Source organism: Halomonas sp. Bachu 37 (genome assembly GCF_039691755.1).
GTDB lineage: Bacteria > Pseudomonadota > Gammaproteobacteria > Pseudomonadales > Halomonadaceae > Vreelandella > Vreelandella kashgarensis.
Genome location: NZ_CP137552.1, coordinates 376954 through 396131, shown reverse-complemented (window position 1 = coordinate 396131; position 19178 = coordinate 376954). Strand labels below are relative to the sequence as shown.

14 protein-coding genes and 2 tRNA genes are annotated in these 19178 nt (G+C 56.8%); 2 read left to right on the top strand and 14 right to left on the bottom strand.

The window, feature by feature from the left end; genetic code table 11:
- Positions 1-84 precede the first annotated feature (84 nt).
- The 10 genes from R5M92_RS01690 to sdhC all read right to left on the bottom strand — a co-directional run bounded on the left by R5M92_RS01690 (position 85) and on the right by sdhC (position 13276).
- Entirely contained in the window at positions 85-1128 is a 1044-nt protein-coding gene (locus tag R5M92_RS01690; RefSeq protein ID WP_346797370.1) for a glycosyltransferase family 2 protein, read from the bottom strand.
- Between the two features lie 363 nt (positions 1129-1491).
- On the bottom strand, positions 1492-2364 hold the full coding sequence (sucD, locus tag R5M92_RS01685) for a succinate--CoA ligase subunit alpha (RefSeq protein ID WP_308319543.1): 873 nt from the start codon (positions 2362-2364) through the stop codon (positions 1492-1494).
- Positions 2364-3530, bottom strand: a complete 1167-nt coding sequence (gene sucC, locus R5M92_RS01680) for an ADP-forming succinate--CoA ligase subunit beta (RefSeq protein WP_346797368.1) — start codon at positions 3528-3530, stop codon at positions 2364-2366. The genes sucD and sucC overlap by 1 nt, the downstream gene beginning before the upstream one ends.
- A gap of 180 nt (positions 3531-3710) precedes the next feature.
- Complete coding sequence (gene lpdA, locus R5M92_RS01675; RefSeq protein ID WP_346797366.1) at positions 3711-5150, bottom strand: dihydrolipoyl dehydrogenase; 1440 nt, start codon at positions 5148-5150, stop codon at positions 3711-3713.
- A 78-nt stretch (positions 5151-5228) separates the two neighbouring features.
- The gene (gene odhB, locus R5M92_RS01670) at positions 5229-6824 is read right to left on the bottom strand and encodes a 2-oxoglutarate dehydrogenase complex dihydrolipoyllysine-residue succinyltransferase (protein ID WP_346797364.1); all 1596 of its coding nucleotides are present in this window, start codon (positions 6822-6824) and stop codon (positions 5229-5231) included.
- Between the two features lie 39 nt (positions 6825-6863).
- A complete protein-coding gene (locus R5M92_RS01665; protein WP_346799203.1) occupies positions 6864-9701 on the bottom strand; it encodes a 2-oxoglutarate dehydrogenase E1 component in 2838 nt (945 codons plus the stop codon).
- A gap of 345 nt (positions 9702-10046) precedes the next feature.
- The gene (locus tag R5M92_RS01660) at positions 10047-10757 is read right to left on the bottom strand and encodes a succinate dehydrogenase iron-sulfur subunit (protein ID WP_346797362.1); all 711 of its coding nucleotides are present in this window, start codon (positions 10755-10757) and stop codon (positions 10047-10049) included.
- 24 nt (positions 10758-10781) lie between these two features.
- Positions 10782-12554: a succinate dehydrogenase flavoprotein subunit gene (gene sdhA, locus R5M92_RS01655; protein WP_346797361.1), complete on the bottom strand. Its 1773-nt coding sequence runs from the start codon at positions 12552-12554 to the stop codon at positions 10782-10784.
- A gap of 3 nt (positions 12555-12557) precedes the next feature.
- Positions 12558-12905, bottom strand: coding sequence for a succinate dehydrogenase, hydrophobic membrane anchor protein (gene sdhD / locus R5M92_RS01650; RefSeq protein WP_346797359.1), 348 nt, complete (start codon positions 12903-12905; stop codon positions 12558-12560).
- Entirely contained in the window at positions 12899-13276 is a 378-nt protein-coding gene (gene sdhC, locus R5M92_RS01645; protein ID WP_346797357.1) for a succinate dehydrogenase, cytochrome b556 subunit, read from the bottom strand. Before sdhC ends, sdhD begins: the two co-directional genes overlap by 7 nt.
- 630 nt (positions 13277-13906) lie before the next feature.
- Between sdhC and gltA the strand changes: the two genes are divergently transcribed.
- The gene (gene gltA / locus R5M92_RS01640) at positions 13907-15193 is read left to right on the top strand and encodes a citrate synthase (RefSeq protein WP_346797356.1); all 1287 of its coding nucleotides are present in this window, start codon (positions 13907-13909) and stop codon (positions 15191-15193) included.
- A 628-nt stretch (positions 15194-15821) separates the two neighbouring features.
- Here gltA and R5M92_RS01635 read toward each other — a convergent pair.
- The 3 genes from R5M92_RS01635 to gltX form a co-directional block, all read right to left on the bottom strand.
- A tRNA-Glu gene (locus R5M92_RS01635) sits at positions 15822-15897 on the bottom strand.
- Positions 15898-15932: 35 nt separating this feature from the next.
- Positions 15933-16008: transfer RNA gene (locus tag R5M92_RS01630), tRNA-Ala, on the bottom strand.
- Positions 16009-16105: 97 nt separating this feature from the next.
- Complete coding sequence (gltX, locus tag R5M92_RS01625; protein WP_346797354.1) at positions 16106-17587, bottom strand: glutamate--tRNA ligase; 1482 nt, start codon at positions 17585-17587, stop codon at positions 16106-16108.
- A 400-nt stretch (positions 17588-17987) separates the two neighbouring features.
- On the opposite strand from gltX, the gene R5M92_RS01620 reads away from it, so the two are divergent.
- Positions 17988-18521 (top strand): helix-turn-helix transcriptional regulator, encoded by a 534-nt coding sequence (locus tag R5M92_RS01620; RefSeq protein ID WP_346797352.1) that lies wholly within the window; start codon positions 17988-17990, stop codon positions 18519-18521.
- 10 nt (positions 18522-18531) lie between these two features.
- Here the strand turns inward: R5M92_RS01620 and R5M92_RS01615 are convergent, their stop codons facing one another.
- Positions 18532-18951, bottom strand: a complete 420-nt coding sequence (locus R5M92_RS01615; RefSeq protein ID WP_346797350.1) for a hypothetical protein — start codon at positions 18949-18951, stop codon at positions 18532-18534.
- Positions 18952-19178: the final 227 nt, after the last annotated feature.

The following is a 19178-nucleotide window of genomic DNA, read 5'->3' as shown; positions in this document are numbered from 1 at the left end:
AACTCCCGTACCACGACGGAGCCGATATACCCCATATTTCCTACGATCAAGATTTTCAAAGCGCTACCTCGCTCTTGCCATCAGTTAACCCGGTCTTTCCACTGGGCCCAGCTTCAAGCTACCTTTATCCTGCGTTTCTTTATTCTCGCCTGTTTGCTTAGGACACTGCAGATCCAATGACCGCATGGAGGTTTTCATTTTTTCGACAGGCGTCTCGGCGGCCTCGGGCACCGGAAAAAACCACAAACTTTCCAGCATTCCGCTTAGTACTATCTTGGCCTTGTAGAAATCTCCTCTAATCAAGAGTACAAAGATAAGCCGAGACAATTTATAGGCTTCTGACTTTATAGAGTAGTTATAACGAGGCAAGTGACGAAATTTTCGAGCAATAAAAAGCTTGTTACGAATATAATGGCGATATAACTTCAACCGCATGGGATTAGTTTCGGCTATAACACTGATAGGTCCACTTTCCTGACGCAAATGCTGTACTTTGCTTGTTCCGACAAAATAACCCGGAATATCTTGGGTGACTCTCAAAGTAAATTCACTATCTTCGCCCCAGATGAACATGGCGGTAATAGGCAGGCCGTGTTGCGCCAAGGTGGCACGCGGCAAGAGTATCGAGACAAATGTGGCACGTTGCACAGGAACCAACCCCAATTCAAGCAGTTCTGGCCAGTCTCGATAGCCGATGCCGTTATTCAGATTGCTTATGACCGGGGTATTGGTGACCAGTCCATTTTCAGTGACAGCCTTGGAGAGTAGAAAAGCTGCCTTCTTCCCTTTGCTCTTCAACAATTCGTTGGCCGCCAGCAGATCATGAAGGGCACCCGGCTCAGGTATGACATCGTCATCCATGGTCCAGACAAGGTCGGCTCCCTTTTGATAAGCCAGGCGCAGGCCCGCATTGAACCCACCCGAAGCTCCAATATTATCCTTCAGCACATGTACCATGAGACCTGGATAACTGCCTTCGGATAGCATTTGTTGAGTACCATCACTACTGGCGTTATCTATAACGATGACATACTCACAAAGCCGTGTCTGGGAATACACCGCATCGAGACATCGTTTCAGCAGATCCTTACGGTTATATGTGAGGATAACCGCGAATACGTTATACATGGCAAATTATCCGAAATGAGCCTTTTCCTTTCACAATGGTCAGCCATTTAAATTTACTAGGCTAATTGCCACTGTTGGAAAGAATAGATTCCCGTTTCCCTTCTTCTCGAAACAAAAAACAAAATTTCGCTATATTCGCTTGCTATATTAGGCGGGAAACAGCTAAGCGCTATTGATTTACAATTTATAACTCAAAAACATTAAATATTACAAATTAAAAGTAAGCGCCCTAGGTATTCCTGTCAATAAACGAGGCGGGCCAAAACACCTGGTACTGGGTACTATTTTCATCATCCCTAAACGCAAGAAGGGGCACCTCTTCAGGTGCCCCTTCATGGACATGCAACAAGTGAAAACCTGCTGTTACCAGCCGGTAACGGCCTTCAGCGCATCTCCGATTTCCGCCAGCGAACGGACGGTCTTGACACCAGCATCTTCGAGCGCTGCGAACTTCTCGTCAGCGGTACCCTTGCCACCGGAGATGATCGCACCAGCATGGCCCATGCGCTTGCCCGGAGGCGCGGTGACACCGGCGATGTAGGAAACCACCGGCTTGGAGACGTTGGCCTTGATGTAGGCGGCGGCCTCTTCTTCGGCGGTACCACCGATTTCACCGATCATCACGATCGCTTCGGTTTTCGGGTCCTTCTCGAACATCTCCAGGATGTCGATGAAGTTGGAACCCGGGATCGGGTCGCCACCGATGCCCACGCAGGTGGACTGGCCGAAGCCGTGATCGGTGGTCTGCTTGACCGCTTCATAGGTCAAGGTACCGGAACGCGAGACGATACCGACACGGCCGGGCTGGTGGATGTGACCCGGCATGATGCCGATCTTGCACTCTCCCGGCGTAATCACACCCGGGCAGTTCGGGCCGATCAGGCGCACGCCCAGCTCGTCGCACTTGACCTTGGCTTCGAGCATGTCGAGAGTAGCGATGCCTTCGGTGATACAGACGATCAGCTTGATACCTGCATTCGCCGCTTCAAGGATGGAGTCCTTGCAGAACGGCGCCGGTACGTAGATAACGCTGGCTTCCGCGCCGGTTTTCTCTACCGCTTCTTTCACAGTGTTGAAAACGGGCAGACCGAGGTGCTCTTGGCCGCCTTTGCCCGGCGTAACACCACCGACCATTTGCGTACCGTAGGCAATCGCCTGCTCGGAATGGAACGTGCCCTGGCCACCGGTAAAGCCCTGGCAGATGACCTTGGTGTTCTTATCGATCAGGATGCTCATTACTTGCCCTCCGCCGCTTTAACGACCTGCTGAGCCGCGTCGGTCAGACTGGTAGCAGCGATGATGTTCAAACCGCTGGACGCTAATTTCTCAGTGCCCAGCTCGGCGTTGTTACCTTCCAGACGCACCACGACCGGCACGTTGACACCCACTTGTTCGACGGCACCGATAATGCCTTCGGCAATCATGTCGCAACGCACGATACCGCCGAAGATGTTGACCAGAACGGCCTTGACGTTATCGTCGGAGAGGATGATCTTGAACGCTTCGGCAACGCGTTCCTTGGTGGCGCCGCCGCCAACATCAAGGAAGTTTGCTGGCTTGCCGCCGCTCAGGTTGACGATGTCCATGGTGCCCATGGCCAAGCCTGCGCCGTTGACCATGCAGCCGATGTTGCCATCGAGCGCAACATAGTTAAGTTCCCACTTCGCGGCATCGGCTTCGCGCTGGTCTTCTTGAGACGGATCGCGCATGGCCTGCAGGTCGGGGTGACGGTACAGCGCGTTGCTGTCCAGCCCCAGCTTGGCATCCAGGCAGTGCAGGTTGCCTTCCTCGGTTACCACGAGCGGGTTGATCTCGAGCAGCGCCAGGTCCTTGTCGTGGAACAGCTTGGCCAGGCCCAGGAATATCTTGGTGAACTGCTTGACCTGGTCGCCTTTCAGGCCCAGGGCAAACGCCAGTTCACGCGCCTGGTACGGCTGCGCACCGACCAGCGGATCGATCTCCGCCTTGAGAATCTTCTCGGGCGTCTCTTCGGCAACCTTCTCGATCTCGACACCACCTTCGGTGGAGGCCATGAAGACCACGCGGCGACTGGTACGATCGACAACGGCACCCAGATACAACTCATCGGCGATATCGGTGCAGGTTTCAACCAGGATCTTGGCGACCGGCTGTCCATGTTCGTCGGTCTGGAACGTCACCAGGTTCTTGCCCAGCCACTGCTCGGCAAAGGTCTTGGCTTCGGCCGGATCCTTGATCAACTTGACGCCGCCGGCCTTGCCGCGGCCACCAGCGTGCACCTGAGCCTTGACAACCCACATGTTGCCGCCGATTTTCTTGCAAGCCTCGGCAGCTTCCTCGGGAGTGTCCACGGCAAAGCCCTTGGACACCGGTAGACCATAATCGGCAAACAGCTGTTTGCCCTGATACTCGTGAAGGTTCATCGATTCATGCCATTGGTTGCATGTGACTCGAACGATGACCAGACCACCCGCGTCGTTGCGAGCGTCTGGTCATCCCCGGGCTTTCGGTCCTCGTTTTCGAAACGAGTCGTCTGACATTTTTCAGTACGAGGCCGAAAGTGTTGCGCCACCCAAAGGTGGCGCTGGTTGTGGCTTGTTGTTTTACTTGCGCTTCTTGCGGTTGGCCATATGGATCGCATGGCCTTCCACGGCCAGGGCCGCTTCGTGTACCGCTTCCGACATGGTCGGGTGGGCGTAGCAGGTCAGGGCCAGATCCTCGGCACTGGAGCCGAACTCAAGCGCGATAACGCCCTGGGCGATCATTTCACCGGCATGCTGGCCGATGATATGCATGCCCAATACGCGGTCGGTCTCGGCGTCGGCAATGATCTTGGCCTGGCCTTCGGTGGCGTTATTGGCCATGGCACGGCCACTCGCCGCGAACGGGAAGCTGCCGGTCTTGACTTCAATGCCCTTAGCCTTGGCGTCTTGCTCGGTCAAGCCCACCCATGCCACTTCAGGATAGGTATAGATGACGCTGGGAATGGCATCGTAGTTCATTTCGGCCTTATGGCCGGCAATGATATCGGCGACCATGATGCCTTCTTCCGACGCCTTGTGCGCCAGCATCGGACCACGTACGCAATCGCCGATGGCGTATACATTCGGCACATTGGTACGGCACTGGTCATCGACGAAGATGAAACCGCGCTCGTCCAGGTCGACGCCGACACCGTCCGCAACCACGTCCTGGGTGTAAGGGCGGCGCCCGACGCAGACGATCAGCTTGTCGAACGTGATCTCCTGCTCGCCATTGGCATCGGTGTACTTGACGGTGACTTCTTCACCGTTGGTTTCCGAGCCGGTGACACGTGCATTCAGCTTGATATCCAGCCCCTGCTTCTTGAGCAGTTTCTGTGTCTCCTTGGCGATGGCGGTATCCACCATCGGCAGGAAGTTATCCATCGCTTCAAGCACGGTCACTTCAGAACCCAGGCGGCTCCACACGCTGCCCAACTCCAGCCCGATGACACCCGCGCCGATCACACCGAGACGCTTGGGCGTCTCGGTGAATTCCAGGGCGCCAGTGGAGTCGACAATCAGACCTTCGGTCAGCGGAGTCGGCGGGATTTCCACCGGTACCGAACCGGCGGCGATGACAATGTTGTCGGCTTCGAAGGACTGAGCGTTACCATCCTTGTCGGTGACTTCCACTTGCGTGGAGGAGACTACCTTGCCGGTGCCCTCCAGGCCGGTAACGCCGTTCGCCTTGAACAAGCCGGCGATGCCACCGGTCAGGTTCTTAACGATCTTGTCCTTACGGGCCATCATCTTGGTGACATCCATGGAGACATCGCCTGCCTGGATGCCCATGTCATCGAAATCGTGCTGGGCTTCGACGAACTTGTGCGAGGCTTCTAGCAGTGCCTTGGACGGGATACAACCGACATTCAGGCAAGTCCCACCGAAGACCACATTGCCTTCCTTGCCGATCCATTTCTCGACACAAGCGGTCTTGAGGCCTAGCTGGGCGGCTCGAATGGCGGCAACGTACCCGCCGGGGCCGGCACCGATAACGATCACATCAAACTTGTCAGCCATGTTGGTTCCTTTAGCTTGGTGGCCTCCCCCAGGATAACGGCAGAGGCCGAGTGCAATTGAACGTGGAACGACCTGGAGTTACACGTCCAGCAACAGGCGTGCCGGATCTTCCAGCAATTCCTTGATTGTCACCAGGAACTGCACTGCATCCTTGCCGTCGATCATGCGGTGATCATAGGAGACCGCCAAGTACATCATCGGACGAATCTCGACTTTTCCGTTCACCGCCATGGGGCGCTCCTGGATCTTGTGCATGCCCAGGATAGCCGTCTGCGGCGGATTGATGATCGGCGTCGACATCAGCGAACCGAAAATACCGCCATTGGTGATGGTAAAAGTGCCGCCCTGCATCTCGTCGATACCCAGCTTACCGTCACGCGCCCGCTTGCCGAAGTCGACAATGGTCTTTTCGACGTCGGCGATCTTCATGTTGTCGGTATCGCGCAGGACCGGAACTACCAGACCACGCGGCGTCGATACTGCGACACCAATATCCTGATAGCCATGGTAGACGATATCGGTGCCGTCAATGGAGGCATTGACATCGGGGAAGCGCTTGAGCGCCTCGGAAGCCGCCTTGACGAAGAAGCCCATGAACCCAAGCTTGGTGTCATGAGCCTTCTGGAAGGTGTCCTTGTACTGAGCACGCAATTCCATGACCGCGCTCATGTCCACCTCGTTGTAGGTGGTGAGCATGGCGGCGGTCTGCTGGGCCTGGACCAGGCGCTTGGCGATGGTCTGACGCAAGCGGCTCATGGGAACGCGCTTCTCTTCACGCTCGCCGGCCACGGCCGGTGCTGACGCGGTGGCGGAGGACTTGGCCGGCGCTTGCTTAGCGCTCTTTTTGGCACTGCCGTTCTTGACCGCTTTCTGCACATCTTCCTTGAGGATGCGGCCGCCTTTGCCGGTGCCTTCGATCTTGCTGGCATCCAGGTCGTGTTCAGCGATCATCTTGCGCGCCGCCGGCGCCAGGATCTTGTCTCCGACCTTTTCGTCGGCTTCGGCGCCGCTGGCTTCGTTCTCGTCGCCACGCGATTCGGCGGATGCGCCTTCATCGGCACTTCCACCCGCGCTACCACCAGCGCCTTCGGAGAACAGCGCCAGTACCTCTTCGGACTCCACCTGGCTGCCTTCTTCGGCCTTGATCTCGACCAGGGCGCCGTCGGCCGGAGCCACGACTTCCAGCACTACCTTGTCAGTCTCGATATCCGCCAGCACATCGTCGCGCTTGACCGCTTCACCGACCTTCTTGTGCCAGGTGGCAACCGTTCCTTCCTGGATGGACTCAGGAAAGCTGGGCGCCTTGACTTCATGCTGCTTGCCGCCGCCGGACGGTTTTTCCGCCTTGGCGTCGTCCTTCTTCTCTGCCTTGGGCTCGGGCTTTTCTTGATCCTTCGCGGCGGACTTGGCCGGAGCATCATCGCCGCCCTTGGCCGACCCTTCGCCGATCTTGCCCAATACCTGCTCAGACTCGACGGTATCGCCCTCTTCGGCCAACACGTCGGTCAAGGTACCCGCTTCCGGAGCGACGACTTCGAGCACCACCTTGTCGGTCTCGATTTCAACAATCAGTTCATCGCGATCCACGCTGTCGCCCGGCTTCTTGTGCCAGGCAGCCACAGTCCCTTCGGCAACGGATTCCGGAAAGGTTGGCGCTTTGATCTCGGTAGCCATGTCGTTTCCCTTATGTGTTCTGGTATTCCGGTGGTCGCCTTACAGATTGAAGGCGTCTTCCACCAGCTGGCGCTGCTGTTCAGTATGAACGGACATATAGCCCGCTGCCGGTGCTGCCGATGCCGGGCGACCGGCAAACTTGAGCTCGCGCCCAAAACCGTCCTTGACCATATCGGCGACGGCACGCATATGGTGCTGGCTGGAGTACCAGGCGCCCTGGTTCTGGGGCTCTTCCTGGCACCACACCAAATCCTCGACATTGGTGTAGTCCTTGAGCGATTCGAGCAGCTCTTCCTTGGGGAACGGGTATAGCTGTTCCAGCCGCACGATCGCCGTATCGTCACGCTCGTTATCGCTGCGCCATGTCGCCAGATCGTAGTAGACCTTGCCGGAACACAGCACGATGCGCTTGATATTCTCCGCCTTCTGCTCCGCCTGCTGATCCGGCAGTACCATATGAAACTTGCCGTAGGCCAGATCTTCCAGGCTGGACGTCGCTTCCTTATGACGCAGCAGCGACTTGGGCGACATCACGATGAGCGGCTTGCGCAGCGGACGTATCACCTGACGGCGCAGCAAGTGGAAAATCTGCGCTGGCGTGGTGGGTACGCAGACCTGCATATTGTGTTCGGCACACATCTGCAGGAAACGCTCGAGGCGTGCGGAGGAGTGTTCCGGCCCCTGCCCCTCATAACCGTGAGGCAGCAGCATGGTCAAACCGCACAACCGTCCCCACTTGGTCTCGCCCGAGGAGATGAACTGATCGACCACCACCTGGGCACCGTTGAAGAAATCACCGAACTGCGCTTCCCAGATCACAAGATCGGTGGGAGCGGTCGTGGCATAACCGTATTCGAATGCCAGCACGGCCTCTTCCGAGAGGTAAGAGTCGTGGATGGTGAATGTCGGCTGGCCATCGGCGATATTCTGCAACGGAACGTAGGTCGAGCCGTCCTTCTGGTTGTGTACCACGGCGTGGCGGTGGGAGAAGGTTCCTCGTCCGACATCCTGACCGGTGATACGTACCGGGTGCCCTTGATCGAGCAGCGTGGCATAGGCCAGGGTTTCAGCAAATCCCCAGTTGAGCGCCAGACCTCCCGCCTGCATCTTGCGGCGGTCTTCGTAGATCTTGGCAACCTGACGCTGGACCTCCACTCCATCGGGAATCTCGCACATCTTGGTCGCGAGTTGCTGCAGGCGCTTCATGTCCACGCTGGTATCGGCGTCACCGCTCCACTCGTGACCCAGGTAAGGCGCCCAGTCGACGAACAGCGAGGTATTGGGCTCCTGCACCAGCGCGTTGGCTACGTGATTGCCCGCCACCAGATCATCGCGATAGATTTCAATCATCGCCTTGGTGTCGTCTTCGCTCAGTACACCTTGATCGGCCAGGCGCTGGGCATAGAGCGAACGAGAGGAAGGATGATCCTTGATCTTGGAGTACATCATCGGCTGGGTGCCGGATGGCTCGTCGGCTTCGTTGTGTCCCCGCCGGCGATAGCAGACCAGGTCGATCACCACATCCTTCTTGAACTGCTGACGATAGTCCAACGCCACCTGGGTCGCGTGCAGTACCGCATCGGGATCGTCGCCGTTGACATGAAAGATCGGCGCCTGAACCATCTTGGCGATATCGGTGCAATACTCGGTAGAACGCGCATCCAGCGGATGGGAAGTAGTGAACCCCACCTGGTTATTGATGACGATATGGACCGTCCCGCCAGTCTTGTAGGCGCGGGTCTGAGACATCTGGAATGTCTCCATGACCACGCCCTGGCCGGCAAAGGCGGCATCGCCATGCACATTGATCGGCAGAACCTTGCTGCCTTCGCTGTCCTTGCGCCGATCCTGGCGAGCACGCACCGACCCTTCCACGACGGGAGCAACGATCTCAAGGTGGGAGGGGTTGAACGATAGGGCCAGGTGGACTTCACCGCCGGGAGACATAACATTCGAACTGAACCCCTGGTGATATTTAACATCACCGGAACCGCGGTCGAAGACTTTCTTGCCGTCGAACTCGTCGATCAAATCAGCCGGATTCTTGCCGAGGATGTTGACCAGGAGGTTGAGGCGCCCACGGTGGGCCATGCCGATGACCACTTCCTTGGTGCCGTATCCACCCGCACGTTGGATCAACTCATCCATCATGGGAATGAAGGATTCACCGCCCTCCAGGCCGAAGCGCTTGGTACCCGGATACTTGGAGGCCAGATAGTTCTCGAGGCCTTCGGCTGCGGTCAGGCGCTCCAGCACGTGCTTGCGCACGTCTTCGCTGAAGTCGGGGGCACTGCGCACCGACTCGAAGCGACGCTGAAGCCAGCGCTTCTCTTCGGTATCGACAATATGCATGATCTCGCAGCCGATGGAGCGGCAGTAGGTCTGCTCCAACGCGTTGACGATCTCGCGTAGTGGCGCCTTGTCCACCCCCAGGAAAAACGAGCCCGTCTGAAACTCGGTGTCCAAGTCATCCTTGGACAATTGATGAAACGCGAGGTCTAGATCGGGGATCGGGGTAGGGTTACGCAGCCCCAGAGGGTCGATATCCGCCTTTTGATGACCCCGAAAGCGATACGCGTTGATCAGCTGCAGGACTTTGACCTGCTTCTTGTTCTCACCACTGTCGGCGGCAGGCGCCGCAACGCCGGGACGCTTTTCACGACCCAGCTGGTAGAACTGTTCACGTACCGGACTTAGCGGGACATCTTGGGAGGCACTGCCCTCGGGACGGGGTAGCTGATCGAAATAGCTACGCCATTCATCAGGGACAGTATCGGGGTCGGCGAGGTACTGCTCATAGAGCGTTTCCACGTAGTGGACATTGCTGCCAGTCACGTGAGAGGAACGCCACATCAACTCCATTATGCCTTGTTGCATCTCTCGGTCACCCTGCACTGATGGGGTGGTATCGGCATCGTCGCGAAAACGCGGCGACATCGCTATTGCCCTGCCGGCGGGGCGGGACATTTACCGGCGGCATCGGCTGAGGCCGTCTGCCCGTACTTCATGTTCTCGTCAAGCTCACTGTTCTGGTCATGCTCAAAAGCCGGCACTCCAGGCACCGGCTTTTGCAGCAGGAGCTAGCCATGAGTCGCGACGAAACGTCGCAGCTCAGGCTGCCCCATATGATAACAAGTGAAGCGCCATGATTTAAGTGGCATAGGCACGTAACTTAAGTGGCACTTCCTTATTTCTCATATGTCTCACGAGTGAATCCGACAATCACGTCGCATCGGCCAGCAGCATTTCGCGGATCTTGCCGATGGCACGGGTCGGGTTCAGTCCCTTGGGACACACCGCTACGCAGTTCATGATGCCGCGGCAACGGAACACACTGAAGGGATCCTCCAGTTCGGAAAGGCGCTCGCGTGTGGCGGTATCGCGCGAATCGGCCAAGAAACGATAAGCCTGCAACAGACCCGCCGGACCCACGAAACGCTCCGGGTTCCACCAGAACGAGGGGCACGACGTGGAGCAGCAAGCGCACAGGATACACTCGTAGAGCCCATCCAGCTTGTCACGCTCTTCGGGTGACTGCAGTCGCTCGATGGCGGGCGCAGCTTCATCGTTTTGCAGGTACGGCTGGATACGCTCGTACTGCTTGTAGAACAGCCCCATGTCCACGACCATGTCGCGGATGACCGGAAGACCCGGCAACGGACGCAGTACCAGCTTGCCTGCCTTGACCACCTCGGAAACCGGCGTAATGCACGCCAGTCCGTTCTTGCCGTTCATGTTCATACCATCGGAACCGCACACACCTTCGCGGCAGCTGCGACGGTAGGCCAAGCCGTTATCCTGCTCTTTCATCAAATGCAGCACATCCAGCACCATTAGGTCACGCCCTTTGGTGTCGACCTGAAACTCCTGCATGTACGGCGCGGAGTCGGTTTCCGGATTGTAGCGGTATACGGATACCTGAAGATTGGACATAGTGACTCCCTCTCGTCAACGGAGTTAGTAGGTGCGGATTTTCGGCTCGAACGTCGCCATGGTCTTCGGCTTGAAATTGACATCGCGCTTTTTCAGCGTCTTATCGGCCGGGAAGTAGAGCGAGTGCTTCAGCCAGTTGACGTCATCACGATCCGGGTAGTCGTAGCGCGAGTGCGCTCCACGGCTCTCCTTGCGCTCAAGGGCGGCAATAGCGGTGGCTTCGGCCACTTCCATCAGATTGTCCAGCTCCAGCGCTTCGACACGCGCAGTATTGAACGCATTGGTCTTGTCAGGCAGGTAGGCGTTGGCAATCCGCTCACGCAGTTCGGCCAGTTGCTTGACCCCTTCCTGCATGTTTTTCTCTTCACGGAACACACCGAAGGAGTTCTGCATGATGTCCTGCAGCGCCGCCTTGAGTTCCGGCACGGTTTCGCCGCTTTCGGACTCATTCCAACGATTCATGCGCTTCATCGCCGACTCGATATCGGATTCCGAGGCATCCAGGTATTCGATACCTTCGTTGAGGGCACCCTCGATGAACATGCCGGCGGCACGGCCGAAGACCACCAGGTCCAGCAGCGAGTTACCACCCAGACGGTTGGCACCGTGGACCGAGACGCACGCCGCTTCGCCACAGGCAAACAGGCCATTGATGATCTTGTCGTTGCCCTGCTCGTCCTGCATGATCGCCTGGCCATGCACGTTGGTGGGGACGCCACCCATCATGTAGTGACAAGTCGGCACTACCGGAATCGGCTCCTTGGCCGGATCGACGTGCGCGAACGTCTTGGACAGTTCGACGATACCCGGCAGGCGCTTGCCCAGCACCTCTTCACCCAGGTGATCGAGTTTCAGGAAGACGTGATCGCCCTTCTCACCGCATCCACGGCCTTCCAGAATCTCCATGACCATGGAGCGCGCGACCACATCGCGGCCGGCAAGGTCCTTGGCGTTGGGCGCGTAACGCTCCATGAAGCGCTCGCCGTCCTTGTTGATCAGATAACCGCCTTCACCACGGCAACCTTCAGTGACCAGGGTGCCCGCGCCGTAGATACCGGTCGGGTGGAACTGCCACATTTCCATGTCCTGCATGGGGAAGCCCGCCCGCAGCGCCATGCCGATGCCGTCGCCGGTATTGATCAGGGCATTGGTGGTGGAAGCATAGATGCGTCCCGATCCGCCGGTGGCCAGTACCGTGGCCTTGGACTTCACGTGTACCACTTCGCCGCTTTCGATATCCATGGCGATACAGCCAACCACGTCGCCTTCGGCATTCTTGACCAGATCGACCGCGTACCATTCATTGAGGAAGGTCGTGTTGTTCTTCAAGTTATTCTGGTAAAGCGTATGCAGCAGCGCATGTCCGGTACGGTCGGCCGCAGCACAGGTACGTGCCGCCTGGCCACCCTCGCCGAAGTTCTTGGACTGGCCACCGAAGGGGCGCTGGTAGATACGGCCGTTGTCGAAGCGTGAGAACGGCAGACCCATGTGCTCGAGTTCGAACACCGCCTTCGGTCCTTCGGAACACATGTATTCCGCCGCGTCCTGGTCGGCGATATAGTCGCCGCCCTTGACGGTGTCATACATGTGCCAGCGCCAGTCATCGTTGGGGTCGGCGGAAGCGATGGCACAGGTGATACCGCCCTGGGCGGAAACCGTATGGGAGCGAGTCGGGAAGACCTTGGACAATACGGCGGTTTTCTTACCGGACTTGGCCAGTTCCAGAGCGGCTCGCAGACCGGAGCCGCCGCCGCCGATGATGATGGCGTCGAATGTCAGGCTACGCAGGTTGGACATGAATCAGGCTCCCCACAAAATTTGAATGCCCCACACCAGGTACACGAAGATGCCGAGAATGATGACACTCTGGGCAGCCACGCGCTGGGAGGTAGACTTGATGTAATCGGTAGTCACGGTCCACAGGCCGATCCAGGCGTGAGCCGCCAGGGATATAAAGGCCAGCAAGGAGAAGATCCGCATCCACGTCTGGGCGAAAAGAGCGCTCCAGGTGTAGTAATCGAGGTCCGGATTGAACAGCAGGTAGCCAACGATGAACACCGTGTACAACGCCAGTACCACGGCGGAAACACGCTGCATCAGCCAGTCGGAAAGGCCGCTGCGGCCAAAGCTTGTGATGTTGGTTACCATACCCAGACTCCTGCCAGAATAATCAGTACCGCGCTGATCACGACGGTCATTTTTGCCTTCTTCACGCCCCCTTCAAGGGTCACACCGAAATCGGCATCCATGAACAAGTGCTTGATCCCGGCCACAAAATGAAACGCCAGCGCAGACAGCAGTCCCCAGGCGATCAATTTGGCCAGAAAATTGTCAGCCAAGGTATGGCTTACTGCATCAAAGCCAGCGGGTGAAGAAAGCGACTTTCCCAGCGCCCAGAAAGCGAAGATGAGGCCAACGAACAGGATGACACCCGTGATGCGGTGTGTGATCGACGTCAACGCCGGAAGCGGGAAATGTATGGTCGAAAGGTCTAAGTTTACGGGTCGTTTGCTATTCACGGCTCTATACACACTCTCTTGGCCCACTCTACGACATGTCGGGCATGGCCTGAGCGGGCGGTGGTTGCTAGAAGGGGCTCGGTCGTTGCCAAGTCGAGCACGACCACCTGCCTGCCGGTCGCGCGCCGAAGATTATAAGAACCTTGGCCTCTGGTGACAAACCGAACTCCGCCATAATCGACTATCGTGCAAGAATATACGACCGAATCAGAGTCGATTTTGCGTTGCAGCATAGCTATAGTGATAACCTGTGTTGACGCTGCGGCTGTTTCAAAATGACACGAGCCCCTCATTACAACCACTCCATACTTCCAGGGTGGGAAGCGCAGCCACAGCCGATTAGCATTCAAACTAACTATAGCGTTCTTATCCTGGGACGTGCCGGAAACGCCAATGGCCTCTCGAGGCTTTCAGCTGACGAACCTCTTTTAAAACGGCTGTTTACGCCAGGATCATGGCACGAAATTTTAGACAAATTCTTTTCAAAACAAGCAGCAAAGTACTTACAAGCTAGCGATTAAGCTAATTGACAATCCGCCGCACACTTCTATAGTGGGCGAGCCTTTTCGCCGGAGCGGCAAGCGAAATTACAGACTTACGTCCCAACCCGAACTCGAATAGGAGGCCAACATGGCTGACAGGAAAGCGACATTAACGGTAGACGGCCTGGACAAGGCAATTGAGCTACCGATGTATTCCGGCACCCTTGGCCCCGACGTCATCGACGTCCGCGGCCTCGGTGCCGAGGGCCTGTTCACCTACGATCCCGGCTTCATGGCCACCTCTTCCTGCCAGTCTGCCATTACCTATATTGACGGCGGTAAAGGTGTATTGCTGCATCGCGGTTATCCCATCGACGACTTGGCCGAAAATTCCAATTTCGTCGAGCTCTCCTACCTGCTGCTATTCGGAGAACTGCCTGACGACAAGCAGTATGCCGAGTTCGAATCGCGGGTGCGCAATCACACCATGGTCCACGACCAGATCAACAACTTCTTCAAGGGCTTTCGCCGTGACGCCCACCCCATGTCCATCTTGTGTGGTGTCGTGGGAGGACTTGCCGCCTTCTATCACGATCACATGGACATCACCCAGCAAGAAGACCGGGAGATCAGCGCGATACGTCTGGTCGCCAAGATGCCCACCATCGCGGCCATGTCGCACAAGTATAATGTAGGCCAGCCCTTCAATTATCCTCGCAACGATCTGAGCTATGCAGAGAACTTCCTCTACATGATGTTCAGCAACCCCTGCGAGGAGTACAAGATCAACCCAGTCTACGCCAAAGCCATGGATCGCATCTTCATGCTGCATGCCGACCATGAGCAGAACGCCTCGACATCTACCGTGCGTCTGGCGGGCTCCACGGGCGCCAACCCGTTCGCCTGCATCAGTGCCGGTATCGCAGCTCTATGGGGGCCGGCGCACGGCGGCGCCAACGAGGCGGTACTGAACATGCTCGACGAGATCGGTGACGACTCGGAAGAGAATATTCAGCGCTTCATCGATAAGGCCAAGGACAAGGACGACCCGTTCAAGCTGATGGGCTTTGGTCACCGTGTCTATCGCAACTTCGACCCGCGCGCCAAGGTCATGAAAGAGACCTGCGACGAAGTTCTGGCGGAACTCGGCATGGCCGACGACCCCCAGCTCAAGATCGCCAAGCGCCTTGAGCAGATCGCCCTGGAAGACGAATACTTCATCGAGCGCAAGCTCTATCCGAATGTCGATTTCTATTCCGGCATCATCCTCAAGGCTATGGGCATCCCGACCAACATGTTCACCGTGATTTTTGCCGTATCCCGCACGATCGGCTGGATCTCGCACTGGAACGAGATGCTCAGCGACAGCTACAAGATCGGGCGCCCGCGCCAGCTCTACGTGGGCCATGAAAAGCGCAGCTATCCCAAAAAGTAACGCCTAGCTGTCAGCTCACGCAAAAGACCGCCCTTGGGCGGTCTTTTGCGTTATAGGGGATCGATCGACTTATCGCAGCTCATAACACCAAACTCGCAACGACATAACCGACACGCTTCGCCAGGTGTCCTCTGATCATCCCCAGCCATTAGCGTGCTCTGTCCAACGCGGCTCTTGACCCGACGCGTACATCAGTCACCGATTCAGTACGCTCGGGGCCACTCTGAAGCCATTTACCCCTTGCTTTTTACCGCTCTTGCCGCTCGCCTCGGGCCTCTGCGAGGTTTTCCACACTATCTGTGGATAACCCTGTTTACAACCTCTACAAAACGCCCCGGAATCGCCATGATCAGTGGCTCACTGTCAGATTGGTTAATTTTTAACCTAACATAACTCATTGTTTTAAAAGCTTTTAACCAAGTTTCACTGATAGACAAAAATCCCAAACGGGGTTGTACACAACACCGGGACAGGAATAGAAAAAGTGGACAAGTCAAGCTTGAAATCGACCAAATCTTGTTGAAAGAGCTATAAAAAAGCCGTGTCGAGGATCAGACAACGCAAGACGTGACGCATGCCGGAGCATCGCCATGAAAAAGAGGGGAAAGAGAATAGTAATGGAAGGTGGTGGCGTCCCATAGGGGGTTCGAACCCCTGTTACCGCCGTGAAAGGGCGGTGTCCTGGACCACTAGACGAATGGGACGTAATCACACAGAACTGCATGCTTCAGGTCACGTTTGGTGGAGCCTAGCGGGATCGAACCGCTGACCTCAACACTGCCAGTGTTGCGCTCTCCCAGCTGAGCTAAGGCCCCACATGCCTTGAAGACGGGGCGTATGTTACTGTTACTCCCCGTCTTCGTCAAGCTCTTTATCTCTTATCAATCGTATCCTGATCTACCACAAGAGCACTCAACTTAACGTCTTGTACTCCTTCTCGAAACGCTTGGCCTGTTTCTTGGATACGCCTCCCAGCACGTCGATGGCGTGGCGCAGCCGGGCGCGGGTGACATCCGAGCCGAGGATGGCCATGGCGTCCATGACCGACGTACTCGACGTCGAGCCCGTAATGGCAATGAACACAGGCGCGAGAAACGCCTTCATCTTGAGTTCGAACACATCCGCCAGCGCCTTGACCTCGGCCAGCAAGGTATCCTTGTGCCAGGCAGGTACCGTTTCGAAACGCCAGACGAGAAACTGCAACAACTTGACAAGCGTTTCTTCATCAAGCTTCACCGAGTCAAATGACGCCTTGTCGATAGCGGGCAAGCCCGAGAAAAAATGGGCAGCCAAAGGAGCCACCTGGGAAAGCGTCTCCACCCGGGGACGCACTTGCGGCAGGATCTGCCCAACGTACGCTTCATTGAAGGACCACTCCATCAACGCTTTCAAAAAAGCTGCATCGTCCAGGTCTTCGCGCAGATAGACCCCATTCAACCAGGTGAGCTTGTCGAGATCGAAAACCGGCCCTCCCAGGGATACCCGCTGGATATCGAAATGTTCCATCATTTCATCCAGCGCGAATTTCTCCCGTTCATCCGGCATCGACCAGCCCATGCGGCCCAGGTAATTGGTCACGGCCTGAGGCAAGAACCCCATGCGCCGGTAATAGTTGATCGATGTCGGATTCTTGCGCTTGGAGAGCTTTGACTTGTCGGGATTGCGCAACAGCGGCATATGACACAACTCGGGCATCTGCCAGCCGAAGTAGTCATACAGCAATTGATGCTTGGGCGCGGAATTGATCCACTCCTCGCCGCGCAGAACATGGGTGATTCCCATTAGGTGGTCGTCCACCACATTGGCCAGATGGTAGGTGGGCATGCCATCGGACTTGAGCAGAATCTGCGCATCCACCTGCGCCCAATCGACTTCGATACGCCCCCGCAGCATGTCCTGCACCACGCAGACGCCTTCGGTGGGCACCTGCATACGCACGACGTACGGCCACCCCTCTTGCTCACGGCGCGCCACTTCCGCGTCCGGCAAGGCCAGATCGGCCGGCTTGAGAGCCAACTGAAGCCCAGCCTCCTTGCGAGCTTCTCGCAACTCATCCAGCTCTTCAGCCGTGCGGTAGCACTTGAAGGCGTGCCCCGCCTCCAGCAATTGATGAACATGGCTTGCGTAAATATCGCCACGCTCACTTTGTCGATAGGGCCCGTGCGGCCCACCAACATCGGGTCCTTCATCCCACTCCAATCCCAGCCACTGCAGGGAGTTCAGAATCATCTGTTCGGATTCCGGCGTGGAACGCACTCGGTCGGTATCCTCGATTCGCAGGATGAACTGGCCGCCATGCTGACGAGCAAAACATAGATTGAACAAGGCGATATACGCCGTGCCGACATGGGGATCGCCGGTAGGCGACGGGGCGATACGAGTGCGTACGGTCATGATCGGTAAATCCTGTGAAATGGCCTATCGTGCGTGGACGACATTATACGCACCTTGACCTCAACCAAAAGTCGACTCAGGGAACGTATGGAGAAAAGCGGCGTCTTACCCAAGGCTCAGTCAGTGGCCGAGATGCGCGATCGAGCACAATCACTTAGGATGGCGCTTTAATTTTGTACTCGTACCCAAGGGTATCTATATTGACCAAAAGCCTGGTTCAGCCAAGGAAAGGCCCACAGGACAGAGGGCCAATCGCCTAGTTAACGCTCAATTAGATTGGGCGTTAATCCCATGGCGACAGGCACAAGGGAAAGGCTAATTCAGAAAGCGTTACAACACGCCTCTCCATCATGGTCACTCTTTAAACGAGCTCCCCAAGCTCACCGAACAGGATGACAAAATGGAATCGCTAGGCTCACGTATCAAGCGGCTACGACTTCGGGCCAAGCTCAACAAGGCAGCTCTGGCTCGTGAGGTCGGAGTATCGGATGTCACCATCTCGTACTGGGAATCGGGCGCTATCAAGCAGATAGGCCATGAGCGGTTGGTTGCCCTGGCAGAAGCACTGGAATGCCCTCTTTCTACCTTGCTGGAAGAGAATCCTAGCGCCTCTTTACTCATACTGACGCATGATAAACCCGTTGAATGGCGCCAAACTCAAGCGGTTCTTCCCTTCCCGCCCACGCATCTTGAATTGAGCATGCCTTGGTCAAGCGAATGTTACCTGGCGACACCCGGCCCCGATACGGATCTGCCACCTCTCAAACCCAGGGACATGGGGTTGTTCGGCCCTACTGCGGAATTTAAACAAACCGGCTATTACCTGGTCGAAACCGAACAGCAATTGGCGCTTCGCCACCTGGAGACTGCACCGGATAATGACCAAATCGTGGCCGTACTACTGGCCGCGTGGCAGCAGCAGCCACTTCATTGAGTGACTCGACTCAAGGACGCTCAAGCACCCGCACCTCCTTGCGGTCCCCCTGCGGCTCTCTACCGATAAGGTAACGCTGAGAGTAGCTTGCGAACTGGCCCAGCCCATGACGGGAGACAGTTACCAACTCTCCCGTCAGGTGCTGCCCCTGCTGTCCGATGCGTTGCTGGACCTGTTCAGGCTGCACGGGGGCTTCGGAGAGTTGGACGATAATGCGGTAGTTGCCGTCCGGCATACCGCTGCCTGGCCCCAGGGGGCCGACCGAAAAAGCGCCTTGTTCCACGTTCGTTCTGGATTGCCAGCGCACCCCACTAGCCTCGCGTTCTACAATCACCAGCAGGCGTGCATTTTCGGGCAGGTTGGTTTGCCCCTCGACCTCTATCCGCTGATCGGAACGCAATTGAGCCGACACGGAAATAGTTACTGGCAATGGCTCAACCTCGGGCTTCTCATTCGCAACAGTGTCTCGTGGACCCTCTTGCGTGAACTCCGAAGACGGTACTTGAGTGGAGGAGTCAGGATTTTCCTCACTCCCCCCGCATCCGGCCAATATCAGCATAGCCGCCGTTATCGCCCACCTTAGCCAGTGCTTATCGAACATTATTCTCTCCCAACCTCATCAGAGCTTCAGCTTACCACCACTGAGCTGCCGCACCG